Origin of the sequence: Flavobacterium panacis (assembly GCF_024649945.1) — a bacterium.
Taxonomy (GTDB): Bacteria; Bacteroidota; Bacteroidia; order Flavobacteriales; family Flavobacteriaceae; genus Flavobacterium; species Flavobacterium panacis.
In genome coordinates this window covers 244582-270007 of record NZ_JANKMS010000001.1, presented here as the reverse complement: position 1 = coordinate 270007, position 25426 = coordinate 244582, and the positions used below count along the sequence as shown (strand labels likewise).

Here is a 25426-nt window from a genome sequence, read left to right as displayed (position 1 = left end):
TCTAAAGTTTAAAATTATGAATAGTGAGGTTCATACAAATAGACTGGAGTCAGAGATTGCTGGTTGGAATTCAAAAGAAGACCGACTGAAGAAACTTTTTAAATCAAGTTCATCGTTAGAAAATTCTCTATTAAAAGAGAAACTAAGGTTCTATGAAAGTATTTTATTGAAGTACAAGAATACAAATCAATTAGATGAACGTACTGCATTGCAGATTATAAGAAACGAACGAAACACTTTAATTAAGAAAATTTATCCGGACAGGTTTCGGCAGTATTTCTATAAACTAATGAGCAAATTTGTTGTAGAAAGAATCAATGCTCAAAAAGAAAGCAGAGAGGAACTAAAAAGCAATCAGTTGCTTACAGATAATCTGGAACGTGCTGGCTTTAAAGATGCATACAATAAAGTTGATAGGTATATGAGGCTGGGGCAGGATAAATTTACTGTTCCAATATCTTATTATCTTAATGAGCACGAGCAGATGCAACATTCTCTTCATTTTATCAAAAATGAACAGGGACATTATGATTTTAAAGGTTTTAATTCTAGTCTCCATAATCAGAATGGTAATAATGAGACCAGGCAATATTATTTTGATGTTGACGAGGTAAAAGCTTTTAATTCAGAGCAGGCTTACGAATTACTATCAGGTAGAGCAGTTTTAACAGCAGGGACCTGGAAGCAATTAGATTTTAATCAAAAAGGAGTTGATAATTATCAATTAAAAGAATTTCATGAATCATATGGCTTCAACATTGAAAAAAGTGTATCTGAATTATTTCTGAAGACTTCGGATCAATCGGATATCAATTCTTTAATAGATTCTCTTAAAGAAGGCAGAAGAGAAGCAGTGACTTTAGCCAAAGAAGGAAAGGAATGTAAGGTCTACATCGAAGCTAATCCTCAAAATAAGTGTCTGAATATCTACAATGAAAATTTAAGGAAGGTGACAATTGAAAGTTTGTTTAGAGTTAAAAGGGACGTCTCTTTGAAATTACAATCAAGTTTAAAAAGTCAAGATATCAAAGTCAAAAGTAAATGCAGAAAAATATAAAATAAAGGCTATGGAAAATCTTAAAAGCTTACTGGACTTCTTTTCTGCAATTGAAAATGATTTTCGAATTAGTTCCACCCATATTGCAATTTATGCCGCACTGCTAAAGTATAGAGTTGAAAAAGGTTTCGTGAATCCTATACAGGTCTATAGACATGAAATAACTCCTTTGGCAAAAATTTCTTCAGCTTACACTTATCATAAATGTATTCAGGAATTGAGTAGTTATGGATATATAAAGTACGAGCGGTCGTTTAAGAAAACACAAGGGAGTAAGATTTATTTTTTTGAGTAATATATTAATAAAAAACTAAAGCCCTTATAAGGGCTTTTTTTATATAAAATATTTTTAGGGATGGAAGATGAAGAGGAAAACACAAGAGGGAAAATAACCCCAGAGAAAGCTATGAATATGTTAAACTCTGAGGGTATGAATGTTACAATCGAAGAAGCAACTGAAATTTTGCTATTTTTACGAAAAATGGCACATGTAGCCGTATCTAAATTTTTGGAGTCATGAGTATTATAGCAGATTTATACATACGTGTAAGCACGGACGAACAAGCAGAAAAAGGTTATTCGCAAAGAAATCAGGAAGAAGTTTTAAGGAAATATTGCTCAATAAATTATATTGAAGTGCGTAACGTTATTTATGAGGATCATTCCGCTAAGACATTTAATAGACCACAATGGAATAAACTTTTACTGAATCTGAAAAAACAGAAAAACACAACTGATCTGGTCTTGTTTACCAAATGGGATCGTTTCAGCAGAAACGCCGGAGATGCCTATCAGATGATAAGTTTATTAAGAAAGTTAGGTGTAGAACCTCAAGCGATTGAACAACCTCTTGATTTGGCAATTCCAGAAAATAAAATGATGTTAGCTTTTTACTTAGCGGCTCCTGAAGTTGAAAACGATCGTAGGGCTTTAAATACCTTTCATGGAATGAGAAGGGCGAAAAAAGAAGGTAGATATATGGGTATTGCACCGTTTGGATATGCTAATAAATCCAAAGAAGACGGAAGTAAATATATTGCACTTGTAGAACCTGCCGCTTCTGTTATGCGCTGGATATTTGAAGAATTGGCTAAAGGAATATTCAATACAGAGCAAATATATCATATGGCTTGCAGAAGAGGATTTAAAAGAACTAAAAATAACATGTGGGGCCTAATAAGAAATCCTGTTTATTGTGGTAAAATATTTATACCGAAATATAAAGATGAAGAAAGCAGATTTGTTACAGGGCAGCATGAGCCACTTATTTCTGAAGGCCTTTTTTATAATGTACAAGATATCTTAGATGGAAAATCACGCCTTTACAGACCTAAAATTAAAACTGTCGTTGATTTCCCGTTAAGAGGCTTTTTTATCTGTCCAAAGTGCCAAAAGAAGCTGCAAGGAAGTAAATGTAAAGGAAGACACAAATACTATCATTATTACCACTGTGAAGCGCAATGTAAGTTTAGAATTAACTCAGAAATCGCCAATGAACTTTTTATTGAAGATCTTAATAAGTATCAGCCAATAGCTGAAATTAAGAAATTATACAGCTCGATTTTATATGAAACACATCGTGATCTCGCAAATAATGCCGGCGAACAGAAAAGAAGACTTGTAGAACAGATAAAAGATTTTGAACTCAGATTAAGCAATGCAAGAGATCTTCTCCTTACATCAAAAATTGAAGCCGATGATTATAAGCTAATGAAAGATGACTATGGTGCACGAATTGCAAACCTTGAACGTGAGCTATCAACAGTTACTAAAGATAAGCATAGTATTGAAGAGCTACTGATAAAGGGGGTTGACAACCTTATCAAGCTTAGTGATTCATATTTGAAAAGGGATTTATCTGATGCAAGAAGCCTAATTGGTTTAGTTTACCCCGAAAATTTCACAATTCACGAAAATAAAGTACAAACCGCTAGAGTGAACAAAATAGTGGAGTCTATTTATCTCATTAACAAACAGTTAAAAGCAAAAAAAAACGGGACAAAAGATGATTTTTATCTTTTGTCCCGAGAAGTGACCTCGACTGGATTCAAACCAGTAACCTTCTGAGCCGTAATCAGATGCGCTATTCAGTTGCGCCACGAGGCCTTTTTTTTGTTATCAATTAGCTATTTTTTTGTAGCTTTGTTGATTGCTTATTGCGGGTGCAAAGATAGACATAAATGTGAGATAAACAAGCAAAAAATAACAGAAAATTAAAAAAAAATGAAGATTAAAAATTATGTGCGTGATATTCAGGGATTTCCGAAAGAAGGAATTTTGTTTAAAGATATCACACCTTTGCTAATTAACCCCGAAGCGCGAACAAATTGCTTAAAAGTTTTAATGGATTCTTTAAATGGACAAAAAATAGATAAAGTTGTAGGTGCTGAATCTCGAGGCTTTTTCTTTGGAATGTTATTAGCTCAAGAGTTAAATGCCGGATTTGTTCCAGTTAGAAAACCTAAAAAACTTCCTTTTGATACCATTTCGGCTTCTTATGAATTAGAATACGGTTTTGATAGTTTAGAAATGCATGTTGACGCTATTAAAAAAGGAGAGCGCGTTTTAATTCATGATGATGTTTTGGCAACAGGCGGAACAGCAAAAGCAGTTTGCGAATTAGTAGAGAAACTAGGAGGTGAAATTATACAATGCAATTTCTTGATGGAGTTGACTTTTCTTAACGGAAGGGAAAAAATCAAAGATTATCCAGTTTTTTCAGCATTAACGTATTAGTTTAAACCAGTACGATTTTATGCTTAATGGCGTAAAGCACCAATCCGATTCGGGTTTTTATTTCAAGTTTATCAAAAAGTATTTCTCGGTAACCGTCAATAGTTTTGGGACTCAAACACATTTCCGATGCAATTTCTTTATAAGTCATTTCAGTACAGGCGTGTTTGATAAAAATAATCTCTTTCTCTTTTAAACTGATTTTTTTATTGTCACTGTTGACTTTGTTAATGAGCATTCCAGAAACTAATTCAGTGAAATAAAAACCCTTTTCTATAACACATTCAATGGATTCTCTGAATATTTCTGGTGAAGTATCCTTTAATAAATAGCCTTTTGCACCATTGGTAATCATTTTTATAATGATGTCATCATCATCATTTACAGATAAAGCGATGACCTTTAACTCAGGTCTATTGTCTTTTAGCCATTTCATTGTGCTTAATCCATCAAGAACGGGCATGTTGACATCCAGTAAAATTAGATCGATTTCAGATGATGGATTGGCTTGAAGATGGTCAATAAATACTTTTCCGTTTTCAAAACGTTCTATAACTTCATAATCACCAAAACTTTTGATGAGAAGTTCCAGTGATTGCGAAAATAACAAATGATCGTCTACGATTATTATTTTACTTTTTGAATTAGTTTTCATAGCCTTGAGTTAATGGATATTCGATAGTTACACTTGTTCCTGTTTCATCAGAATTCATAATTAGCTTGGCTCCAATTAGTTTAGCTCTCAGTTTCATGTTATTCAATCCTAAACCTGAGTTTGACTTTTTAAGATCGTAGCCAATTCCAAAATCTTTTAATTTTAATATAAAAAGTGAATTGGTGCTTTCAATAGAAACATCAAATAAATCACTTCTGGAGTGTTTTAAGTTATTGTGAAGCGATTCCTGAAAGATTCGGTAGATAATTAATTGATGTTCTTCGTTTATGGATGGAACGGTACCAATCTGATTAAAGTTATACTGAATCTTTTTGAGTTTCTTAATTCGCTCCAAATCCTGCTGAATGGCCTCCAGAAAGTCATGTTGCAATAAATTGTCTTTGTTTATAATTCTAGAAAGAATTCTAAGTTCGTCGAGAGATTTAGCTAAAACTGCTTTTAAATCTTGAAGTTCTTCAATCTGAATACTTTTATTGCTTATCGAAATATTGAGTTGCATAATAGCGACCGAAATAATCTGTCCGATATTATCGTGAAGTTCTTTACTGATTTCAGATAAAGTCTGGTCTTTTATTTCAATTCTAGTTTTTACCAATTCGGACTGGAAATACAAATCAGCTTCCATTTTTTCTACCAAAAAGTTATTTTTCTTTTTTAAGAAATAAAAGAAAATTACGAGTAACACAATGATTAGGGTAAAGAAAACAATACCCAGAGAAATAACTAATAATTGTATTTCTTTTCGCTCCATATAAATCCTGTTATAAAGCAGCTATGTGCCAGAAAATTCAAAATAAACAAAACCAAACTAAATATAGATTCGTCCTGTTTGATTAAAAACCAGTTAATTGCCAGCATAAATGGAGTAAAAGGAACATGAAAAACCAATATTCCCAATATATACCAGAAAAAAACGGACTTTTTAAAGTTTAATATTTTTTCAGAATTAAAAATCTCAATCAGATAAAAACAAGATAGTATTAATACTAATAGCACTCCGATTGCAAAACTGTATGTAAAAGAGCGGTTCATGTCTTCTTTAAAATATAATATGTTTAAGAAGAAAGAAACTATAAATAAGATTAAAAAAAGTATGGCTGCAATTCGATTGTTGTATTTGGTAAATAAGGCTCTTAAAAGTAAGATATAGGCGGAAAAACTAATGAACATGTAGAAATTGTAGACATAAAAATTCAACAAACCTGTCCATTGAGTAAAATAGTATCCTACAATCTCAGTCAAAATTGAAAACCAGATTAAAAGTACTAAAAATTTAGCCTTATTACCAGGAAGTTTTGGTAATGAAAACAAACCAACAATTCCGGATAAAAAAGCTAAATAAATGATATAAGATCTTAAAAATTCAAACATAGTTTTTTTAGTATAATAAACTTGGCGGCCTTCCGATGTTTCCGTAATTCATTGGTTCAAGGCTTTGTATGTCAGGCGAGGCTTCTTGTACTAAAGCAAAACCTTGAATTTTAGCAGTAGAAGTTTCTACTTGTTTTCCAGTCGGTACTAAGAATAAAGTAGTCAATCCTGCTTTTTCTCCATGTTTTTCGTCGTCAGGATAAACACCAAAATAAAAACGAATTCCGTCAACATTGTAACCTTCTTTTGCTCCGTTTGTTTTGATGTAATGAATATAATTTTCCAGTTCTTCCAAAGAATACCAAATGGCATTTGCATCTTCTTTTTGAGCTTTTTTTGAAGTCAGAGAAGCTTTTTTGTTGTTGTAATTCACATTCAATTGTCTAGCGAATTCTTTAGTGATTAACTGACTTGGTTTTGAGGGAGGATTTTTCATAATGTAATAAAATTTTATTGGTTAAGGGTTTATTTAATAGGTTTTTGAGTTGTTATTGGAAGCAAAAATATCCGAAACATAAAATTTGGGCAAGGGGAAATATACCCTTTTTTTGTTTCAGATTTCAAGTTTTTCAACCACAAAGAACGCAAGTATTTTAGCTAAACATATATAAAAGAAAAGTCCGCAAAGCTTAAAAAAACTTTGCGGACTTTGCGTTTATCCTTGTGCACTTTATGTTTGAAGAACTTATCTCAAACTTGCTCCAAGCTCAGTCTCAAATGTCTGTTGCAATTTAGACATGATTTTGTCGATCTGAGAATCGGTTAATGTTTTACTGTTGTCTTGAATTGTAAAACTCAAAGCATATGATTTCTTTCCTTCGGGTAATTTACTTCCTTGGTAAACGTCAAATAAATTGATGTCTTTTAAAAGTGTTTTTTCGGTCTGTTTAGCCAGATTGAAGATACTTTCATATGTAGTTTTTTCATCAATTAATAAAGCTAAATCTCTACGAACTTCAGGATATTTAGGGATTTCAGTATACTTGATTTTTCCAGTAATAATTTTTAAAACTAAATCCCAGTTGAAATCAGCATAATAAACGTCTTGTTTGATGCCGAAATGTTTTAAAATAGGCTTTTTAACTACACCCATTTCAACTAAAATATCGTTGTTGTATGTAATTGCAGTTCCTTCAGAATAAATGTCTGAATGAACAGGCGCATTAGAAATCTTTTCAATTCCTAAACGAGACAAGATTGCTTTTACATAACCTTTCAATAAGAAGAAATCTGTTGTTTTTTGTGGGCTCGTCCAGCTTTCTTTGTTTCTATTTCCAGAAATTAATAAAGAAAGATGTTTATGTTCTTCAAATCCATTTAAGTATTTGTGGTATGTTTTTCCGAATTCAAATAATTTTAAATCTGAATTTCTTCTGTTAATATTATAAGAAACAGCTTCTAATCCTGAAAATAATAAAGATTGACGAAGTGTTGCCAAATCACTACTCAATGGATTTAACATGGAAACATTATGTTCTTCTTTTAATGAAGTCGATAATTTTGCATAAGAGGCTGTTGTCAATGAATTCGCCATCATTTCGTGGAAACCTTGAGAATTCAATTGAGAAGCAATCGTATTTTGTACTTTATAATCTTCCGTTCTTGGTGAATTTGCTACTGTTGCATTGAATTTCTTAGAGAAATTAATATTGTTGTAACCATAAACTCTTAAGATTTCTTCGATTACATCAATTTCACGCTGCACATCTACACGGTAAGCAGGAATTGTTAAACCTAATCCAGAATCAGAAACACTATTTACTTTAATATCTAAAGAAACTAAAATCTTTTTGATGGTATCTTTTGAAATTTCCTGTCCAATAATCTTAGATACATGGCTGAAATTCAATAAAACAGAGAAATCTTCTACTTTTTTAGGATAAACTTCTACAACGTCAGAAGTGATTTTTCCACCTGCAACTTCTTGGATCAAAAGAGCAGCACGTTTTAAAGCATATTCAGTAATTGTTGGATCGATTCCTCTTTCAAATCTAAAAGAAGCATCCGTACTTAATTGATGTCTTTTAGCCGTTTTACGAATACTAACAGGGTCAAAATAGGCACTTTCTAAGAAGATAGTCGTTGTTCCTTCAGAAACTCCTGATTTTTTACCGCCAAAAACTCCCGCAATACAAAGCGGACCTTTTTCGTCGCAAATCATTAAATCTTCTTTATGAAGTGTTCTTTCTACATCGTCAAGAGTTACAAATTTAGTTCCTTCAACAGCAGTTTTTACAATGATTTTTCCGTTGATTTTCGCAGCATCAAAAGCATGTAAAGGTTGTCCTAGTTCATGAAGAACATAATTAGTAACGTCAACAATATTATTTTTTGGCGTTAAACCAATAGCTTTTAAACGGTCTTGTAGCCAAGCAGGAGATTCCTGAACAGAAATACCTGAAATTGTTACTCCACAATATCTTGGAGCTAAATGATTATCTTCAACATTTACGTCAATTTTTAATGTACGCATGTCTACTCTGAAATTACTTACAGAAGGTGTAATCAATTCAATGTTTACACCACGTTGCAGCATTCCAGCTCTTAAATCACGTGCAGTTCCGTAATGGCTCATCGCATCAGCACGGTTAGGTGTCAAGCCGATTTCAAAAACTTCATCATTTGCAATTTGAAATACTTCAGAAGCAGGTGTTCCAGGAACTAAATCCTCAGCCAAAACCATAATTCCGTCGTGGCTTGTTCCTAAACCTAATTCATCTTCAGCGCAAATCATTCCGTGACTTTCCTGTCCGCGGATTTTACCTTTTTTAATGGTGAATTCAGCACCATCTTTATCGTATAAAATAGTTCCGATTGTGGCAACTGGTACTTTTTGTCCTGCAGCAACGTTTGCAGCTCCACATACAATTTGTATAGGTGCTTCTAAACCAACATTGACTGTAGTAACTTTCAATCTGTCAGCATCAGGGTGTTTTTCGCATGTAAGAACGTGTCCAACAACAACTCCTTCTAATCCTCCTTTAATGGATTGGTATTTTTCGACAACTTCAACTTCCAAACCAAGATCTGTAAGTAATTCTGAAGTCTGCTCAGATGTCCAATCTGTTTTAATAAATTGTTTTAACCAGTTGTAAGATATTTTCATTGTAACTTTTTTATTCTTGAATAAGTTTACAAATATAAGGATTGCGCCGTGGAGTAAGAAAAAAATATTTGGTTTTTTCTTGCTGTTTTTTCTTGATTAAAAAATGCTGCGTAATAATTATTTGATAATTTATATATTAAAATTTTATTAAATAAATAGTATAGTTAACTAAAAAAATCGAATGTGTAATTTTTGTGCTACAAGATGACTGAAAAGTGCTATTCTGTTTCTTTTTATGAAGCTAAATTTGGAGTAAATCAAAAAAGGAATATTATGAGTACCACAGCAAAAAGACCTGAATTTAAGGCACAATACGATAATTATATTGGTGGAAAATTTGTAGCACCAGTTACAGGAGAATACTTTGATGTTGTTTCTCCAATTGATGGAAAAGTATTTACAAAAGCAGCACATTCTGGAAAAGCAGATTTAGAATTAGCGGTAGATACGGCCTATGAAGCATTTAAAACTTGGGGAAAAACTTCGGTAACCGAAAGAAGTATTTTATTGAATAAAATTGCTCAAAAAATTGAAGATAATTTAGAATATATCGCAACAGTTGAAACAATAGACAACGGAAAACCAATTCGCGAAACGCTTGCTGCTGATATTCCATTAGCAATTGATCACTTTAGATATTTTGCTGGCGTTATTCGTGCAGAAGAAAGTTCGATAGCAGAATTAGATTCGCAGACAGTTTCTATCGCATTAAGTGAGCCTTTAGGAGTTGTAGCACAGATTATTCCTTGGAATTTCCCGATTTTAATGGCAGTTTGGAAAATCGCTCCAGCGCTTGCAGCAGGGAATACAATCGTCTTAAAACCTGCAGAAAGCACGCCAATTTCGATTATGGTTTTAATGGAATTAATTGGAGATATTCTTCCTCCTGGAGTTTTAAATATTGTGAATGGTTTTGGAGCAGAATTAGGACGTCCGTTAGTAACCAATAAAAAAGTAGCGAAAGCAGCATTTACAGGTTCTACTACTACAGGACGTTTGGTAATGCAGTATGCTACAGAAAATATTATCCCGGTTACTTTAGAATTAGGTGGAAAATCACCAAATATTTTCTTCCCATCTGTAGCAGATCATGATGATGATTTCTTTGACAAAGCAGTGGAAGGTGCAGTTTTATTCGCTTTAAATCAAGGTGAAATCTGTACATGTCCTTCCAGATTATTAATTCACGAAGATATTTACGACAAGTTTATCAAGAAAGTAATTGAAAGAACAGAAGCAATTGTTGCTGGAAATCCGTTGGATAGATCAACAATGATTGGTGCTCAGACTTCAATTGTTCAGAAAGAAAAAATCATGTCTTATATCAAATTAGGAAAAGAAGAAGGAGCGGAGCTTTTAACTGGTGGTGATGAAAATAAATTAGGTGGCGAATTAGAAGGTGGTTATTACATAAAACCAACATTATTTAAAGGCCACAATAAGATGAGAATCTTTCAGGAAGAGATTTTCGGACCTGTTTTAGCGGTTACGACTTTTAAAACTACAGAAGAAGCAATCGAAATTGCAAACGATACGATGTACGGTTTAGGTGCAGGTGTTTGGACGAGAGATGCACACGAAATTTATCAAGTTCCAAGAGCAATTCAGTCTGGTCGTGTTTGGATTAATCAATACCATTCTTATCCTGCAGGAGCGCCGTTTGGAGGTTACAAACAATCTGGAATTGGTCGTGAAAACCACAAAATGATGCTAAGTCAATACCGCCAAACCAAAAACATGCTGATTTCTTATGATAAAAAGAAATTAGGATTCTTTTAAAGAATATAAACCTGAGAATAGAAAATTAATCCGATTTTCTATTCTCTTAAAACCATAGAATTATGCTTCCAAAAACAATGAAAGCCGCGGTCGTCAGAGAATTTGGATCTCTTTTGAAAATTGAAGAGGTTGAAGTAAAACGCCCAGGCAGAAATGAAATTCTTGTAAAAGTAATTGCAAGCGGAGTTTGCCACACCGATTTACATGCTGTAGATGGAGACTGGCCAGTTAAACCTAAAATGCCTTTAATACCTGGACACGAAGCTGTTGGTTATGTTGCCGCAGTAGGACAGGATGTAAAAAATGTAAAAGAAGGAGATGCCGTTGGTGTGCCTTGGCTTTACAGCGCTTGTGGTGGCTGCGATCATTGCATTACAGGCTGGGAAACCTTATGCGAAAGTCAGCAGAATGGCGGTTACAGTGTAGATGGCGGTTTTGCTGAATTTGTTATAGCAGATGCTAGATATGTTGGTATTCTACCTTCAAATGTGAACTTCATTGAAATGGCTCCTATTTTGTGTGCTGGTGTTACTGTTTATAAAGGATTAAAAGAAACTGAAGTTAAACCTGGCGAATGGGTTGCGATTTCTGGAATTGGAGGTTTAGGACATGTTGCTGTGCAATATGCAAAAGCTATGGGAATGAATGTAGCCGCAATTGATATTGGAGATGATAAATTGGAACTGGCGAAAAAACTAGGTGCAGATTTGGTTGTAAATGCCAATAATCAAAATCCTGGAGAATTCTTAAAGAAAGAAGTTGGTGGTATGCATGGGGCGTTGGTTACTGCAGTTTCGCCAATTGCTTTCAAGCAAGGACTTGAAACATTGAGAAGAAAAGGTACAATGGCATTAAACGGACTTCCTCCAGGCAATTTTGATTTATCTATTTTTGATACCGTTTTAAATAGAATTACCATTAGAGGTTCAATTGTTGGAACTCGAAAAGATATGAAAGAAGCAATTGAATTTGCAGTTGATGGAAAAGTCAAAGCAACAGTTACAACTTCAAAATTAGAAGAGGTAAACACTGTTTTTGACAAAATGAAAAAAGGAGAAATAGAGGGAAGAATCGTGCTGGATATAGCACAGTCCTAAATAGTTGGTTATGTTAAAGCAGTAAGCTCTTTAGAAAGTTTACTGCTTTTTTTAATTTTGAAAGTTATGATTAGACGTATTGATGCCACAGAAAAAGCAGTTGAATTGATCAATATCCTCAAAGAGAAACATGGTGAATTAATGTTTTATCAAGCAGGCGGATGTTGTGAAGGAACACAGCCACAATGTTTTGAAAAAGGAGGTTATTACCAGCGAACAGGAGATGTTTGTATTGGAATAATAGAGGATACCGAATTTTGGGTGGATAAAGATTTATTCGAATATTGGAAACATGCACATTTTACCTTAACTGTAATTGATGCATTTGGAGTAGGAGGTTTTTCTTTAGAAACACCATTAAAGAAAACATTTCAAATAGAATATCGAATTTTTACTCCAGAAGAAGAGAAGGATTTAGAACCAGTTACTAGGATTGAGTAGTTTTTTTAGTCGCAGTTTTCAGTCTCAGTCTCAGTCTCAGTCTCAGTCTCAGTCTAAAATTTAGTATCTTAGAACCTTAGCAACTCAGGACCTTTAATTAATATAAAGTAACTGGTACTGTTTTGGTGTAATTCCTTCGTGTTTTTTGAATAATCGAATAAAATAGTTTGCATCTTCAAAACCAGCTAAATAACAGACTTCGTTGATTTGAAGTGTTGGGTTCTTTAGTAGATTTTTAGCACATTTTATTTTTTCACTCAAAATATATTCAATCGGGCTCATTCCAAGTTCGCGTTTAAAAAAACGGTAGAAAGAAGTTGTGCTCATGCAGGCTTTTTCGCTTAAAGTTTTCAAGTTCATGTTTTCCTTTAAGTTCTGTTTTATATATTCTGTAACTTCTGTTATGGGATTATTGGTTTCATGAAATTTTCCTTCGTCTAGCGATTTTACGGTTTGAGTTTGAATAATTCGAATTAATAATTCTTTTAAAGTTAAATCGGCTAAAATATCTTTTGTGATTGAAGTGCTCATGCATTCTTTGATCAATTTGTTGATAGTAGTAGCCATTTCGACATTATTGTAAAAGAAATAATTCTCATAATTTAATTGCCAGAACATATTGTTTCCTTCTTTTGGATAATGTTCATTTAAGAAGTTTAAAATTTCAGCAATTTTTGCATGATCGATTGCTAAAGCCAAACATTGTGTAGGATTGTTTTTGGATGCTTCAGGAAAATCAATTTTCATTTCTACATTTGAGGGAACAATTACAGTTTCGCCTGGCAGATATTCAAATTCTGGATCATCAAAAAGATGCATGACTTTCTTGCCTCGAAGCATACTTGTCACCACCAAATCATTAAATTTTAAAGGAACCATTTTAGTTGATTCGTAGGTTTCAAACAAGTTCAGTTCACAATTACTAAGATTGTAAATGGTTCTATTTTCAACAAGAGTCTTTAAGGATTTTTCTTGTGATAACTGAAGCGGATTGACTAGAAATCTTTGGTTATTCATTGAAATTTAGCTTTTTGGTGAAGACTTTAAATTTAATGAAAATAAGAATATAATCAGGTAGATTTAACGTTTTATTAAATCAATTCTTCTATGTGTTTTTTAATGTTTTCCGACATTTTTTTAGTTGGTAAATCATTTTCGTCATCACCAAACGGATCTTCAATTTCTTCGGCAATAAGTTCTAAACTGGCCAAAACATAAAATATAAAAACAACAACCGGAGCAACGAAATAACCCAGACTTACAGAATATCCAAATGGAAGTGTCATGGTGTAAAAGAAAATAAATTTCTTTATAAAAGCACTGTAAGAGTAGGGAATTGGAGTGTTTTTGATCCGTTCGCAAGCTCCGCATATATCAGTAAAAGCAACCAATTCATCATTGATGGTAATCAATTGATCACCAGAAATTTTACCTGCATCATACAAATCGTTGATTTTATGATACATAATTCTTTTCAGCTGATTAGGTTTGTGTTTATGATTGTCTAATTCTAATTCAACATCTTCAAACAACATTTTGCTGGTTTCTTCATCTTTTAAATGTTTGTGTAGAATGTCAGCATACATGGGAATGTACTTTCTAAAAAAGTTTCTGTCGTTTTCATCTTTTAGAATTGCAGAAAGTTTGATAGCAAAATTTCGACTGTTATTTACAAGTCCGCCCCAAAGTTTACGGCCTTCCCACCAACGGTCATAAGCAGTATTAGTTCTAAAAACAAGCAAAAGCGAAATAACAAAACCCAGCATTCCGTGCATAATCGGAATACTGTGAATGTAATCGTTTTTTGTAACTTTAAAATATTCGACTTCCAGATAACCAACTGCAGCAGAATAAATTCCAATTGCAATCATAATAGGAAACAGTTTACGAACGGTATCCGATTTATGAAAATGAAAAATAAAAGTAAACCAGTCTTTGGTATTGTACGAAATCATTTAAGTTTGTTTTGTAACAAATTTAAATTAAAAATTGACCTAATTTGATGTAGAGTGAAAAAAAAATCTGCTAATCTGATAAACTCTGCGAGTCAATTTTGTTCTCGTAGATTTAGCACATTAGCAGATAAAGAGGGGGGGCCAATTAATGCTAAGAAAAGGTTCTTGTTTTAATTGATTTTATAAAATTAGAAATTAATATTTCCTGCTAATTCTTTTAATGCAATTTCAGATAATTTAGCTTCGTATTGTGCGTTGCTGTAACGTACTTTGGCGTTGACATAATTTAGCTGAGCCGTTCTAAAATCGATGGTTGTAATAGTTCCGATTTTGAATTTATCTAAAGTAATTTCTAAATTTTGTCTGGCAATTGCTTCATTGTCTTCTTCTAGATCGATAAGCTCTAAGTTTGTTAAATACGTTTGAAAAGCAGTACTCAATTGCGTATTCAAAATCATGTTTTGTTGTTCGATGGCAATTTGTGTGTTTTCAATCTGCATCTTAGCTACTTTTTCATTTCGATGCTGATTGAAACCATCAAAAATATTCATAGAAGCATTAAAACCGTAATTTAAACCTCTATTAGAAGTTTCGCTGGTAAAACCTAAACTGGATTGGCTTTCAGAGAAATTATATCCAGTGGTTAATCTTAGAACAGGATAACGATCTGCTTTAACTTGTTTTAATTGTAATTCGGCAATTCGTTTGTTGATAATTTGTGATTCAAGGGCAGGATTTTGTTTTGAAGCTAAATCCATTAAATCAGCCAAAACCAATTTATTGTCAACATTGACTTTATCTGTTACTTTGAAATCAATTTTTGGATCTCGAGCTAAATATTGGTTCAATAGAATTTTGGCATTGGCATAAGATTCTTTTTGTCTTAATAAAGCAACTTGATCGGAATTTAAATCTACCTGCGCATTTAAAACTTCTAATTTTGAAGCTTTTCCAATACTGAAACGGTTTTTAGCTAAAGTCAATCTCTGATTAGAAATTACAATAGTAGTATCTAAAGCAGCCAATTGATGCTGTTGTTGCACCAAGTCGTAATAAGCAGAATTAACTTGTCCGATTTTAACTAAAATAGTTCTTTTAAGTTCAGAATCACCTAGTTTTTGAAGTTCTCTTAATTGATCGTACTTGGCAAACATTTTCATTCCGTCAAAAACCGTCCAGCCTAAACTTACTCCGTAGTTTAAACTGTTGTTTTTGGCATTATTCAATGAGGTTGTAGTTCCGTCCTGACGTACTTGCGTAGAGTTAGTAACATTGTTATTGTCCGTAATATTGGCTGTTGCAGTTGGCAACATTCCTGCATTTCCAACGGTAACATTTGTGTTACTTATTCTAGAATTGTTTTTAGCGATTTTAATTTCGAAATTATTCTCCAAAGCTATTGTCATAGCTTGTTCAATGGTCATAACTTCCTGCGCATTTGCTTGGATAAGACAAGCAAAGAGCAATATTAAAGTATAGTATATATTCTTGATGTTCATTTTTATATTCTTTTACCAGACAATCACGAATTTTAGAGAATAAAATTCGTGATTTTTTGGTTTCTATTTTATACTTTCTCTTTCGTATTCATCGATATGGTCAAATTCCGGATAATGTTTTCTGGCTTTAGACCACATTAAATAGATCGCAGGAATTACAAAAAGCGTTAAAGCCAATGAGAAAATAGTTCCTCCTACAATTACAACTCCCATACCAATTCTACTCGTTGATGCAGCACCAAGCGACATTGCAATTGGAAGTGCTCCTAAAGCAATCGCTAAACTGGTCATTAAAATTGGACGTAAACGCGCCTCTGAAGCTTCTAAAATTGCTTCTAATTTTGGTTTTCCTTGTTCACGTAATTGATTCGCAAATTCGACAATCAAGATACCGTTTTTAGTTACAAGTCCAATAAGCATTACGGTACCAATCTGGCTGAAAATATTCCAAGTTTGGTTGAATAACCATAAAGAGAATAAAGCTCCTGCAACTGCCATTGGAACCGTTAAAATGATAATAAACGGATCAATGAAACTTTCAAACTGTGCAGCAAGAATCAAGAATATTAGTAATAAAGCCAATCCGAAAGCGAAAGAAGTATTTGAACTACTTTCTACGAAATCTCGAGATTCTCCAGCCAAATCGGTTGTAAAACTTTCATCTAAGACTTTGGCTTTAATGCGGTCCATTTCTTTAATTCCGTCGCCCATACTTTTTCCTGGGGCTAAACCGGCAGCAACAGTTGCTGACATATATCTGTTGTTATGATACAATTGTGGTGGATTACTTTGTTCGTAAACCTTTACCACGTTATCCATTTGAATCAATTCTCCGTTTTTGTTTTTTACAAACATCGAAGTTAAATCCAAAGGTTTAGATCTGTCTTTTTGATCAAACTGACCAATTACCTGATATTGTTTTCCGTTTTTAATGAAATAACCAAAACGCTGTCCGCTTAAAGAAAGCTGTAAAGTCTGTGCAATATCTAAAATAGAAATTCCTAGACTTTCTGCCTTTGCACGGTCAATTGTAACGTTTAATTCAGGCTTGTTAAATTTTAAATTTACATCTGTAATTGAAAAAACATCACTTTTGCCAACTTCTTCCATAAATAAAGGAATTTTTTCTCTTAATTTATCAAAAGTTGGAGCTTGAATTATATATTGAACGGGTAAACCTCCACGTCTGTTTACAGCAATAGTTGGTTGTTGAATAACAGATGTTTTAGCGTCTGGATATTTTTTTGTCCATTTCGATAATTGGTCTGCTATTTCCTTTTGTGATCTTTCTCTCTCGTCTGGTTGCTTTAAAGAAAGTCTAATAAACCCTGAATTTGCTGCAGATCCTCCAGAACCGGGTGCGGTAATGACCAAACTAACTTTTTTTTCAGGTATTGAATCATCAACCAATTTGGAAATTTCCTGCATAAAACGATTTGTGTATTCATAAGAAGAACCTTCTGGAGTCGTCATACGCATGGTTACAGAACTACGATCGTCATAAGGAGCAGTTTCTTTAGGAAGAATAGTAAAGAACAAATAAATTAATCCGAAACAAGCTATCAAAATTGGAAAACTAAGCCATTTTCTAGCCATAAATTTATTTAGCGCATCGGCATAACCGCTATTCATTTTTTCGAAGAAAGGTTCCGTTTTTATGTAAAATTTTGATTTTTTCTGTTCTCCTCCTTTCATTAAATAGGCATTCAACATCGGAGTTAAAGTCAAAGATACAAATGCAGAAATTAAAACTGCGGCTCCAATTACAACGCCAAATTCCCTAAATAAACGACCTACAAATCCTTCAAGAAAAATTACGGGTAAAAATACCGAAGCTAAAGTTACCGAAATCGAAATTACAGCGTAAAAAATCTCATTAGAACCTTTTATAGCTGCCTCAATTGGTGACATTCCTTCTTCGACTTTTTTGAAGATGTTTTCTGTTACTACAATTCCGTCATCAACCACCAAACCGGTTGCCAGTACAATAGCCAGAAGTGTCAATACATTTATAGAAAAACCAAAAAGCCACATAATAAAAAACGTAGCAATCAAAGATACAGGTATATCTATTAAAGGTCGAAATGCAATAGCCCAATCTCTAAAAAACAAGTAGATAATAATAATTACAAGAATAATGGAGATTCCTAGTGTTTCTGCAACTTCTAAAACTGATTTTTTTACAAATAGGGTATTATCAAGAGCGATATTAAGTTTGATATCTTTAGGTAAATCCTTTTTTAAGGCTTCATATTTTTTATAAAACTCAGCTGAAATATCTAAATAATTTGCTCCAGGCATTGGCACGATGGCAAGTCCAATCATTGGAAGTCCAGATGATGTTAATCCGGTTTCAATATTTTCAGGACCTAATTCAGCTCTTCCGATATCGCTTAGGCGCACAATTTTATCACCATCAGTTCTAATAATGATATCATTGAATGCTTCAGGTTTTGATAGATTTCCTATAGTTTTTACCGTTAATTCGGTATTGTTGCCTGTTAATTTTCCTGAAGGTAACTCAACGTTTTGAGAATTTAATGCCGCACGAACTTCTGCAACTGTACAACCATAGGCTGCTAATTTTGCGGGATCGATCCATAAACGCATGGCGTAACGTTTTTGCCCCCAAATTTGTACAGCACTTACGCCAGGAATCGTTTCTAATCGCTGTGAAATAACATTTTCAGCATAATCACTCAACTCTAAAGAACTTCGTGTATTACTTTGAACAGTCATTGAAATAATAGATTCACTGTCCGCATCTGCTTTAGAAACTACGGGTGGTGCATCAATGTCTTGTGGTAAATTTCTAATGGCTTGTGAAACTTTATCACGAACGTCATTTGCTGCTTCTTCTAAATCTTTGTCCAGATTAAATTCTATAGTAATATTACTGCTTCCTTGGTTACTAGAAGATGTAATGTTTCGAATACCATCAATTGCATTTACTGCCTTTTCAAGAGGTTCTGTGATTTGTGATTCAATAATATCAGAGTTCGCACCAGTATAGTTGGTACGAATAGAAACCTGTGCAGGGTCGATAGAAGGGAACTCCCTAACTCCTAAAAACGTATAACCAATGAAACCGAATAATATGATTAATAGATTCAGTACAATGGTTAAAACAGGTCTTTTTATACTTGTAGTTGATAAACTCATCTTATGATTTTAGATTTTAGATTGTTGATTTTAGATTTTAGATTTCAAGACACAAGAAATCTAAAATCTAAAATCTGAAATCATAAATTATTTTTGCACTTTAACTTTAATTGGGGCTTCATTTTTTAATGACATTACACCACTTGTAATTAAAGTGTCACCCGCTTTCAATCCAGATAGAATAAGGATTGAAGAATCAGTTCTTGTTGTCGCATCAACCATAACTTCTTTTGCTTGTCCGTTGTTAGCAATATAAACTTTTTTGCCGTCCTGAATTGGGATGATAGCTTGAGAAGGTACTACAATTGCATCTTTAATAATATTTAGAGGCAGTTTGATATCTGCAAATGTTCCCGGGAAAAGTTTTCCGTCTGTGTTGTCTGCAATGGCACGAATTTGAAGTGTACGTGTTGCAACTGCGACTTCAGGTTCGATAGCGTAAATTTTGGCATTATATGTTTTAGTTGAACCTGAAACTTTAAAATCAATTACGGATCCAGATTGTACTTGTGAAGCATATTTCTCCGGAATAGAAAAAGTAATCTTTAGTTTGCTTGTATTAACCAATTTTGCCACTAAAACAGTTGGTGTAATGTAAGTCCCAGGAGAGATATTTCTTAATCCAATTTTACCTGAAAATGGTGCTCTCACAGAAGTTTTAGAAATTTGTGCTCTAATCAATTGACTTTGCGCTTGTGCAGAAGCATGATCAGCTCTTGCGACATCTGCTTCTTCCTGGCTGATGGCTTCTTTTTGAAGTAACAGTTTTGCTCTTCTTTCATTCTCTGCAGCTAAGCCTTCTTTGGTTACAGCTTGTCTTAATTGGGCTTTTAATTCAATATCATTTACTTTAAAAAGTACTTGACCTTTGGTAACAGTAGATCCTTCATTAAAAAATATTCCTTCTACAATTCCAGAAACCTCACTATGAATTTCCACTTGTTCATTGGCTTCAATAGAGCCCGAAAGTGATAAGTTATTATCAAAAGTGGCTGTTTTTATTACAATTCCGTTAACAGTTGTTGGAGAATTTTTATCATTAAATTTTTTTGAGTCATCATTTTTGCTCTTGTTTGATATAATTCTGTAGGTAATAAAACCTCCTATTGTAATAATTAAAAGGGTGTAAATGAGGTGTTTTACTTTCATAAAATTGAGGTGAATATAGTTTTATAGGTTTATGTTTTTAGTAAGCTTACAAATTTAACTTTTTGATACGAAATCGGAAGATGTTAGCTTTTATTTAACATTTGTATGTACAAAGGTTTGCAATTAGACTCAAAAGAAATCAAAAGGTTTAACAAAAGATTAATTTTTTTTAAAATAAAAAATAGGGTGTTTCTAAAGTCAATGATTATACTTTGAAATCTGAAAAGTCAAGTGAAGTCTAGCTTTAAATAATTTTTACGCATTTTGTCTGATTTTTTTTGCACTTTATCGATTTTATTTGTAACATTGGGATGTTAAACAAAAAGGAGTTTTTTTGAGTACTATCGGTTCATAAAAGGGACAAGTATTGTTAAAATTTAGTATTTGTAGGTTGTTTTTTGAAGTTTTTACAGAATCTGGTTGATAATTGTTTTAACAAGTGTTTATTTTTTTGTTGCTTAAATAAATAAAAAAAATAATATATGAAGAAAAAATTACTTCTCACATTATGGTTTTCATTATTACTTCTTTCGGTTGGGTATTTGTTTTGGAAGAACGAGTTCAAATATAGTCTTCCAACACCAGTACCTCAAAATTACAAAGCAATCGCAATGGGCTCTAGAATTGAATTGGGAGCGTGTTGTCCGTTTGATCAAAAACCAATTTTCATTCATTTTTTTAATCCAGATTGTCCTTGTTCACGCTTTAACGTGCCTCATGTTAGTGAGTTGATTAAAAAGTACGGAGATCAGATTAATTTTAAGATTGTGGTGTTAAACAAAAACAAAAGTTTTAGCATCGCAGAAATCCAGGAAAAATTTGATGCCAAAATTCCCGTTTATTTTGAAAAATCAATTGCAGATAGATGTGGTGTTTTTTCAACCCCTCAGGCGGTTTTATTAGATTCATCGCATAATTTATATTATCGTGGTAATTATAATAAAACCAGATATTGTACAGATGCTAAGAGTAATTATGCTCAAATGGCGATTGATTCTCTTTTAAGTAAGAATCAGCACCCTTCTTTTAATGCTTTTGCCCTGAAAGCATACGGATGTTCGTTACCAAATTGTACTAAATAAATCTATTTTCCAAAAATCCAAAAACTAAAACCTATGAAAACAAAAGCTAGTTTAAACGAACAGGATTACCTGCACAGTTTTATGTCTACTATGACGCAAAAGTCAGATAGCATTATTAATTATGTTCTTGCCGTATATTTTCTTCTCGGTATTGGACTATCATTTAAATATGATACTTTCGAAATTGGGGTTGGAGTGGGAACACTCAATCTTTTGGCTTATTACTCAGCTAAGTTCTTTATAAAGAATTCAAGATTTTATCAATACGTCTTAGCTGTTGTTTTGTCTATATTTATGGCGCAATACATCTATCAAATGCATGGTATGTTCGAAATGCATTTTACGGTTTTCATTGCCAGTACAATATTGATTATTTATCAAAACTGGAAATTGCAAATACCTTTGGCTCTTTTAGTAATTCTGCATCACGCTGGTTTGGCTTATTTACAAAACTATATTTATAATGACGCAACTGGATTACAAGTATATTTTTCTCAGGTTACTTTTGATTTAGAGACCCTAATTATTCATACTTTTTTAGCAACTGTTGTTTTTTTTATGAATGGTTATTGGGCTTACTACTTTAAAGAACATAGTGAAAATCATATTTCAAAAATTTCTGATGAATACGAATTAGAGAATATGAAATTAGCTTCAGCCAAATACAGTTCTATGTCGGCTACAAAAGATTACAATGATTTTGTTCACAGAACAACTTTAGATTTAAAGCTTCCGGTAAACTCGGTTTTAAAATTAATTGATGTTTCAAAAGGACATACTGACAACGACAAATTGCTTACTTATCTCGAAATGATGAGAGAAAGTGCCAAAAAAATTGATGACTTAGTCAATGATATTCATGTAAAGTCAACAAACAGTAGGAATTAAGTTTTTACGACAAGTACCAATCCCCAAATACTAATTTTATAACTGTTGTATGTTTAAGCATGATTTACCAACTGCAGTTCCTACATTGCATAATTTGAAAAAAACTATTGACCATTTTTTAAGTGACACCATAACATTAAATTCAATCGATAAAATTGGAGCCGAATCAGAATTTGAGGCAGAAGTTGCCGAAATTCTAAAAGGCTACAGAGATAATTCGCAAGTTTATAACCTAGATTTTCAATATAAAAAACTGATTCAGATTACTAATGATATTCACAATCTTAATTTGGTCGTAAATAATGAGATTCCGGAATGGCTTGAATACGAATTAGGAATTGTTTTTCACAAAATCAGAAATATTCTTCTTGTTTTGGAAATAGAATTAAATTAAAAATTGTTTAAGGATGCATTTTATATGCTTAATTGAATTGTAAATTAATTTAAATGTAAAATTTATGGATACCAGAATTAATCGCCCAACGCCTTCAGACAGAGAAGTAGACTGGAATAAAAATAAAGTACTGCTTAGTAAAACTGATAAAAAAGGAACCATTTTATATGCCAACGAAGATTTTATAGATGTTTCTGGTTATGATGAGTTCGAACTTGTTGGCCAGCCACATAATATAGTTCGACATCCTGATATGCCCAAAGTCATTTTTAAATTTTTATGGGACAGTATAAAATCGAGTGAAAACATTCATGTAATAATAAAAAATATGGCCAAAACAGGTCGTTATTACTGGGTAGTGACCGATTTTAAAATTATTGCCGATACCGACGGCGAGATTGTTGGTTTCTTTGGAACAAGAAAATCGGTTCCAAATGAAATTATCGTCAAATTTATTGAGCCTTTGTACAAGAAATTGCTCCAGATAGAAGAAACCAGCGGAATTCACGCGTCTGAAGAATATCTTGTAGGCTTTTTAGAAGAAAGAAAGAAAACCTATATGGAATATATTGATCATTTAATTGCCACAGGTAAAGATGATAAAAACAAAATAAGTAAAGGTTTATTCGGCGGATTGTTTGATAAAAGCGCTCCAAAGAAGAAATAATTTAAGTATGCTTCATTGTATCCATTCAAATATTCAACAAAAATTTGCCCCCAACAAATCTAAATCACCTGAATATTGAAACTTTTTAAAAGTGAGATGCAGTGAAGTATATTTTTTTTAAAGTGACAGAGTTTCAAAGTAACAAAGGGACAAAGTTGTTTATGTGTAAAGCTAAGACCTTTGTCCCTTTGTTACTTTGTGCCTTTGTATCTCTAAGAAATATAATTCCAAATATTTTTCTTCTTCGTCAATTCAATGAAAATCGCTCTTAAAATGGCATTTTCTGGTTTTTGTAGTGCAGAATCTTCTTTTAGGATTTTCATGGCGTAATTTCGAGCTAGAGAAAGAATCTCTCTGTCTTTTACAATATCTGCAATTTGAAGGTTTAAAACGCCACTTTGTTGTGTCCCCATTAAATCACCTGGACCGCGAAGTTTTAAGTCAACTTCAGCGATTTCGAAACCATCGTTGGTTTGCACCATGGTTTCCATTCTGGTTTTACTGTCAGAACTCAATTTGTGTCCCGTCATTAAAATACAATAACTTTGTTCGGCGCCACGACCCACACGTCCGCGTAGCTGATGCAGTTGCGAAAGTCCAAATCGTTCGGCACTTTCTATAATCATTACACTGGCATTTGGAACATTTACACCAACTTCAATTACCGTTGTTGCCACCATAATATTGGTTTTTCCTTCAGAGAAACGTTTCATTTCGGCATCTTTATCTGCTGGTTTCATTTTTCCATGCAGAATAGAAATAGAATATTGCGGAAGCGGAAAATCACGGGAAATACTTTCGTAACCATCCATTAAATCCTTATAATCCATTTTTTCAGATTCCTGAATCAGCGGATAAACGATGTAGATTTGTCTGCCTTTTGCAATTTCATCACGAAGGAATTTCCAGACTTTCAAACGGTTGGTGTCAAAACGATGTACAGTTTGAATTGGTTTTCTTCCAGGAGGTAATTCATCAATTACAGAAATATCCAAATCACCATATAAACTCATCGCCAATGTTCTTGGAATTGGAGTAGCAGTCATTACCAAAACGTGTGGTGGAATCTCATTTTTCTTCCATAATTTAGAACGCTGTTCTACGCCAAAACGATGCTGTTCATCAATAACAGCCAAACCTAAATTTTGAAATTTTACTTTGTCTTCTAATAAAGCATGAGTTCCAATCAAAATTTTAAGCGTTCCGTTTTCTAATTCTTCATGAATAATTTTTCTTTCAGAAGTTTTAGTCGAACCTGTTAATATTCTGATATTGATGTTTAAAGTATTAGCAAATTCAGACAAACCAAGAAAATGCTGATTGGCCAAAATCTCGGTCGGCGCCATTAAACAAGCCTGAAAACCATTATCAATAGCCAAAAGCATACTCATAAAAGCCACGATGGTTTTTCCAGAACCAACATCTCCTTGAAGCAGACGGTTCATTTGGGCATTACTTCCCATATCCGTTCTAATTTCTTTAATCACTCTTTTTTGAGCATTCGTTAAATCAAAAGGAAGATGGTTTTTATAAAAATCATTAAAAAGTTCGCCCACTTTATCAAATGGATGTCCTTTAATTTTATGTTTTCTAATAAGGTTTTTAGTAATTAGCTGAAGCTGTATAAAGAACAATTCTTCAAATTTTAATCTGAATTGTGCTTTCGCTAAAATATCGGCACTTTTAGGAAAATGAATATTAAACAAAGCCGCTTTTTTCGGAATCAGTTTTAATTCTTCAATTAAAAAAGGAGGGAAAGTTTCTGTAAAAAGCGCTTGAGTTTCCAGAAACAATTGTTCCATCATTTTATTGATGGTACGATTTGAAATTCCTTTGTTGGTTAAAGCCTCAGTTGAAGGATAAACAGGCTGCATAGCAGAACGCAAACTTCTTTCGTGTTCGCTCAATAATTCAATTTCCGGATGTGCCATACTAAATTGACTTCCGTACAAAGAGCATTTTCCAAAAATAACAAGCTGTTCATTTAGCTTTAAGGTTTCACGAATCCATTTATGACCCTGAAACCAATTTAAATCAATTTGTCCAGTATCATCTACAAAAGTAGCCACAAGACGTTTTTTGTTTTTGGCGAACTCAACGGTTTTAATGTGGATTATTTTTCCAATAATCTGTACTTCAGAACCCGTATTCTGCAATTCATTAATCTTATAATAACGCGTTCTGTCAATATATCGATTCGGAAAAAAATTAACCAGATCTCCATATTTATGAATACCCAATTCCTTACGAAGAAGCTGACCACGACTGGGACCAACGCCTTTTAAGTATTCAATTGGAGTTTCTAGAAGATTATTAGACATTAAATTATTTTAGATTTTAGATTGCTGATTTTAGATTTGAGAAAATTGG

The 25426-nt window shown here is 33.0% G+C and carries 23 protein-coding genes and 1 tRNA gene; 12 read left to right on the top strand and 12 right to left on the bottom strand.

The genetic code is table 11. The features are described 5' to 3' along the window. Positions 1 to 16: 16 nt before the first annotated feature. The 4 genes from NQQ59_RS01325 to NQQ59_RS01310 are packed head-to-tail and all read left to right on the top strand — an operon-like array spanning position 17 to position 3124. The gene (locus NQQ59_RS01325; protein WP_257698084.1) at positions 17 to 1057 is read left to right on the top strand and encodes a hypothetical protein; all 1041 of its coding nucleotides are present in this window, start codon (positions 17 to 19) and stop codon (positions 1055 to 1057) included. A 10-nt stretch (positions 1058 to 1067) separates the two neighbouring features. Then, a complete protein-coding gene (locus tag NQQ59_RS01320; RefSeq protein ID WP_115887091.1) occupies positions 1068 to 1352 on the top strand; it encodes a hypothetical protein in 285 nt (94 codons plus the stop codon). Positions 1353 to 1412: 60 nt separating this feature from the next. Beyond that, positions 1413 to 1577 carry a hypothetical protein gene (locus NQQ59_RS01315; protein ID WP_167443804.1) on the top strand — a complete coding sequence of 55 codons (165 nt, stop codon included), beginning with the start codon at positions 1413 to 1415 and terminating at the stop codon, positions 1575 to 1577. Next, positions 1574 to 3124: a recombinase family protein gene (locus tag NQQ59_RS01310; RefSeq protein ID WP_257698078.1), complete on the top strand. Its 1551-nt coding sequence runs from the start codon at positions 1574 to 1576 to the stop codon at positions 3122 to 3124. Before NQQ59_RS01315 ends, NQQ59_RS01310 begins: the two co-directional genes overlap by 4 nt. Here NQQ59_RS01310 and NQQ59_RS01305 read toward each other — a convergent pair. After that, positions 3090 to 3163 (bottom strand) — tRNA-Arg (locus tag NQQ59_RS01305). The genes NQQ59_RS01310 and NQQ59_RS01305 overlap by 35 nt on opposite strands. 117 nt (positions 3164 to 3280) lie before the next feature. Here NQQ59_RS01305 and NQQ59_RS01300 point away from each other — a divergent pair. Then, positions 3281 to 3793 (top strand): adenine phosphoribosyltransferase, encoded by a 513-nt coding sequence (locus NQQ59_RS01300; protein WP_144212936.1) that lies wholly within the window; start codon positions 3281 to 3283, stop codon positions 3791 to 3793. 1 nt (position 3794) lies between these two features. On the opposite strand, the gene NQQ59_RS01295 is transcribed toward NQQ59_RS01300, so the two are convergent. The 5 genes from NQQ59_RS01295 to pheT all read right to left on the bottom strand — a co-directional run bounded on the left by NQQ59_RS01295 (position 3795) and on the right by pheT (position 8979). Then, the gene (locus NQQ59_RS01295) at positions 3795 to 4445 is read right to left on the bottom strand and encodes a response regulator transcription factor (RefSeq protein ID WP_144212934.1); all 651 of its coding nucleotides are present in this window, start codon (positions 4443 to 4445) and stop codon (positions 3795 to 3797) included. Then, positions 4435 to 5217, bottom strand: coding sequence for a sensor histidine kinase (locus NQQ59_RS01290; protein ID WP_144212932.1), 783 nt, complete (start codon positions 5215 to 5217; stop codon positions 4435 to 4437). Before NQQ59_RS01290 ends, NQQ59_RS01295 begins: the two co-directional genes overlap by 11 nt. Continuing rightward, complete coding sequence (locus tag NQQ59_RS01285) at positions 5190 to 5837, bottom strand: hypothetical protein (protein ID WP_144212930.1); 648 nt, start codon at positions 5835 to 5837, stop codon at positions 5190 to 5192. The genes NQQ59_RS01290 and NQQ59_RS01285 overlap by 28 nt, the downstream gene beginning before the upstream one ends. A gap of 7 nt (positions 5838 to 5844) precedes the next feature. Beyond that, positions 5845 to 6273 (bottom strand): hypothetical protein, encoded by a 429-nt coding sequence (locus tag NQQ59_RS01280; protein ID WP_144212928.1) that lies wholly within the window; start codon positions 6271 to 6273, stop codon positions 5845 to 5847. 249 nt (positions 6274 to 6522) lie between these two features. Beyond that, positions 6523 to 8979 (bottom strand): phenylalanine--tRNA ligase subunit beta, encoded by a 2457-nt coding sequence (gene pheT, locus NQQ59_RS01275; RefSeq protein ID WP_372497203.1) that lies wholly within the window; start codon positions 8977 to 8979, stop codon positions 6523 to 6525. A gap of 237 nt (positions 8980 to 9216) precedes the next feature. On the opposite strand from pheT, the gene NQQ59_RS01270 reads away from it, so the two are divergent. The 3 genes from NQQ59_RS01270 to NQQ59_RS01260 all read left to right on the top strand — a co-directional run bounded on the left by NQQ59_RS01270 (position 9217) and on the right by NQQ59_RS01260 (position 12260). Beyond that, positions 9217 to 10722, top strand: a complete 1506-nt coding sequence (locus NQQ59_RS01270; protein ID WP_144212924.1) for an aldehyde dehydrogenase family protein — start codon at positions 9217 to 9219, stop codon at positions 10720 to 10722. A 62-nt stretch (positions 10723 to 10784) separates the two neighbouring features. After that, positions 10785 to 11819 carry an alcohol dehydrogenase AdhP gene (adhP, locus tag NQQ59_RS01265; RefSeq protein WP_144221458.1) on the top strand — a complete coding sequence of 345 codons (1035 nt, stop codon included), beginning with the start codon at positions 10785 to 10787 and terminating at the stop codon, positions 11817 to 11819. 66 nt (positions 11820 to 11885) lie between these two features. Then, positions 11886 to 12260 (top strand): DUF779 domain-containing protein, encoded by a 375-nt coding sequence (locus tag NQQ59_RS01260; RefSeq protein WP_144212922.1) that lies wholly within the window; start codon positions 11886 to 11888, stop codon positions 12258 to 12260. A 93-nt stretch (positions 12261 to 12353) separates the two neighbouring features. Here NQQ59_RS01260 and NQQ59_RS01255 read toward each other — a convergent pair whose 3' ends face one another. The 5 genes from NQQ59_RS01255 to NQQ59_RS01235 all read right to left on the bottom strand — a co-directional run bounded on the left by NQQ59_RS01255 (position 12354) and on the right by NQQ59_RS01235 (position 20025). Then, complete coding sequence (locus tag NQQ59_RS01255) at positions 12354 to 13277, bottom strand: AraC family transcriptional regulator (protein WP_144212920.1); 924 nt, start codon at positions 13275 to 13277, stop codon at positions 12354 to 12356. A gap of 74 nt (positions 13278 to 13351) precedes the next feature. Then, entirely contained in the window at positions 13352 to 14215 is an 864-nt protein-coding gene (locus tag NQQ59_RS01250; protein ID WP_144212918.1) for a bestrophin family protein, read from the bottom strand. A 188-nt stretch (positions 14216 to 14403) separates the two neighbouring features. Beyond that, positions 14404 to 15714: a TolC family protein gene (locus tag NQQ59_RS01245; RefSeq protein WP_144212916.1), complete on the bottom strand. Its 1311-nt coding sequence runs from the start codon at positions 15712 to 15714 to the stop codon at positions 14404 to 14406. 63 nt (positions 15715 to 15777) lie between these two features. Then, entirely contained in the window at positions 15778 to 18876 is a 3099-nt protein-coding gene (locus NQQ59_RS01240; protein WP_257698076.1) for an efflux RND transporter permease subunit, read from the bottom strand. 87 nt (positions 18877 to 18963) lie between these two features. Next, positions 18964 to 20025 (bottom strand): efflux RND transporter periplasmic adaptor subunit, encoded by a 1062-nt coding sequence (locus NQQ59_RS01235; protein WP_144212912.1) that lies wholly within the window; start codon positions 20023 to 20025, stop codon positions 18964 to 18966. Between the two features lie 482 nt (positions 20026 to 20507). Between NQQ59_RS01235 and NQQ59_RS01230 the strand changes: the two genes are divergently transcribed. From NQQ59_RS01230 to NQQ59_RS01215, 4 genes are all read left to right on the top strand, one after another. Continuing rightward, a complete protein-coding gene (locus NQQ59_RS01230) occupies positions 20508 to 21107 on the top strand; it encodes a TlpA family protein disulfide reductase (RefSeq protein WP_144212910.1) in 600 nt (199 codons plus the stop codon). A gap of 33 nt (positions 21108 to 21140) precedes the next feature. Continuing rightward, positions 21141 to 21995, top strand: coding sequence for a hypothetical protein (locus NQQ59_RS01225; RefSeq protein WP_144212908.1), 855 nt, complete (start codon positions 21141 to 21143; stop codon positions 21993 to 21995). Between the two features lie 49 nt (positions 21996 to 22044). Then, positions 22045 to 22389, top strand: coding sequence for a hypothetical protein (locus NQQ59_RS01220; RefSeq protein ID WP_144212906.1), 345 nt, complete (start codon positions 22045 to 22047; stop codon positions 22387 to 22389). A 64-nt stretch (positions 22390 to 22453) separates the two neighbouring features. Next, positions 22454 to 23056 (top strand): PAS domain-containing protein, encoded by a 603-nt coding sequence (locus tag NQQ59_RS01215; protein ID WP_144212904.1) that lies wholly within the window; start codon positions 22454 to 22456, stop codon positions 23054 to 23056. 212 nt (positions 23057 to 23268) lie between these two features. Here NQQ59_RS01215 and recG read toward each other — a convergent pair whose 3' ends face one another. Then, entirely contained in the window at positions 23269 to 25377 is a 2109-nt protein-coding gene (recG, locus tag NQQ59_RS01210; protein WP_144212902.1) for an ATP-dependent DNA helicase RecG, read from the bottom strand. Between the last annotated feature and the right edge of the window lie 49 nt (positions 25378 to 25426).

Coding starts and splice junctions, on each gene's coding strand:
- NQQ59_RS01325 (WP_257698084.1), top strand. CDS start 17: ATGAATAGTGAGGTTCATACAAATAGACTGGAGTCAGAGATTGCTGGT.
- NQQ59_RS01320 (WP_115887091.1), top strand. CDS start 1,068: ATGGAAAATCTTAAAAGCTTACTGGACTTCTTTTCTGCAATTGAAAAT.
- NQQ59_RS01315 (WP_167443804.1), top strand. CDS start 1,413: ATGGAAGATGAAGAGGAAAACACAAGAGGGAAAATAACCCCAGAGAAA.
- NQQ59_RS01310 (WP_257698078.1), top strand. CDS start 1,574: ATGAGTATTATAGCAGATTTATACATACGTGTAAGCACGGACGAACAA.
- NQQ59_RS01300 (WP_144212936.1), top strand. CDS start 3,281: ATGAAGATTAAAAATTATGTGCGTGATATTCAGGGATTTCCGAAAGAA.
- NQQ59_RS01295 (WP_144212934.1), bottom strand. CDS start 4,445: ATGAAAACTAATTCAAAAAGTAAAATAATAATCGTAGACGATCATTTG.
- NQQ59_RS01290 (WP_144212932.1), bottom strand. CDS start 5,217: ATGGAGCGAAAAGAAATACAATTATTAGTTATTTCTCTGGGTATTGTT.
- NQQ59_RS01285 (WP_144212930.1), bottom strand. CDS start 5,837: ATGTTTGAATTTTTAAGATCTTATATCATTTATTTAGCTTTTTTATCC.
- NQQ59_RS01280 (WP_144212928.1), bottom strand. CDS start 6,273: ATGAAAAATCCTCCCTCAAAACCAAGTCAGTTAATCACTAAAGAATTC.
- NQQ59_RS01270 (WP_144212924.1), top strand. CDS start 9,217: ATGAGTACCACAGCAAAAAGACCTGAATTTAAGGCACAATACGATAAT.
- adhP (WP_144221458.1), top strand. CDS start 10,785: ATGCTTCCAAAAACAATGAAAGCCGCGGTCGTCAGAGAATTTGGATCT.
- NQQ59_RS01260 (WP_144212922.1), top strand. CDS start 11,886: ATGATTAGACGTATTGATGCCACAGAAAAAGCAGTTGAATTGATCAAT.
- NQQ59_RS01255 (WP_144212920.1), bottom strand. CDS start 13,277: ATGAATAACCAAAGATTTCTAGTCAATCCGCTTCAGTTATCACAAGAA.
- NQQ59_RS01250 (WP_144212918.1), bottom strand. CDS start 14,215: ATGATTTCGTACAATACCAAAGACTGGTTTACTTTTATTTTTCATTTT.
- NQQ59_RS01245 (WP_144212916.1), bottom strand. CDS start 15,714: ATGAACATCAAGAATATATACTATACTTTAATATTGCTCTTTGCTTGT.
- NQQ59_RS01240 (WP_257698076.1), bottom strand. CDS start 18,876: ATGAGTTTATCAACTACAAGTATAAAAAGACCTGTTTTAACCATTGTA.
- NQQ59_RS01235 (WP_144212912.1), bottom strand. CDS start 20,025: ATGAAAGTAAAACACCTCATTTACACCCTTTTAATTATTACAATAGGA.
- NQQ59_RS01230 (WP_144212910.1), top strand. CDS start 20,508: ATGAAGAAAAAATTACTTCTCACATTATGGTTTTCATTATTACTTCTT.
- NQQ59_RS01225 (WP_144212908.1), top strand. CDS start 21,141: ATGAAAACAAAAGCTAGTTTAAACGAACAGGATTACCTGCACAGTTTT.
- NQQ59_RS01220 (WP_144212906.1), top strand. CDS start 22,045: ATGTTTAAGCATGATTTACCAACTGCAGTTCCTACATTGCATAATTTG.
- NQQ59_RS01215 (WP_144212904.1), top strand. CDS start 22,454: ATGGATACCAGAATTAATCGCCCAACGCCTTCAGACAGAGAAGTAGAC.
- recG (WP_144212902.1), bottom strand. CDS start 25,377: ATGTCTAATAATCTTCTAGAAACTCCAATTGAATACTTAAAAGGCGTT.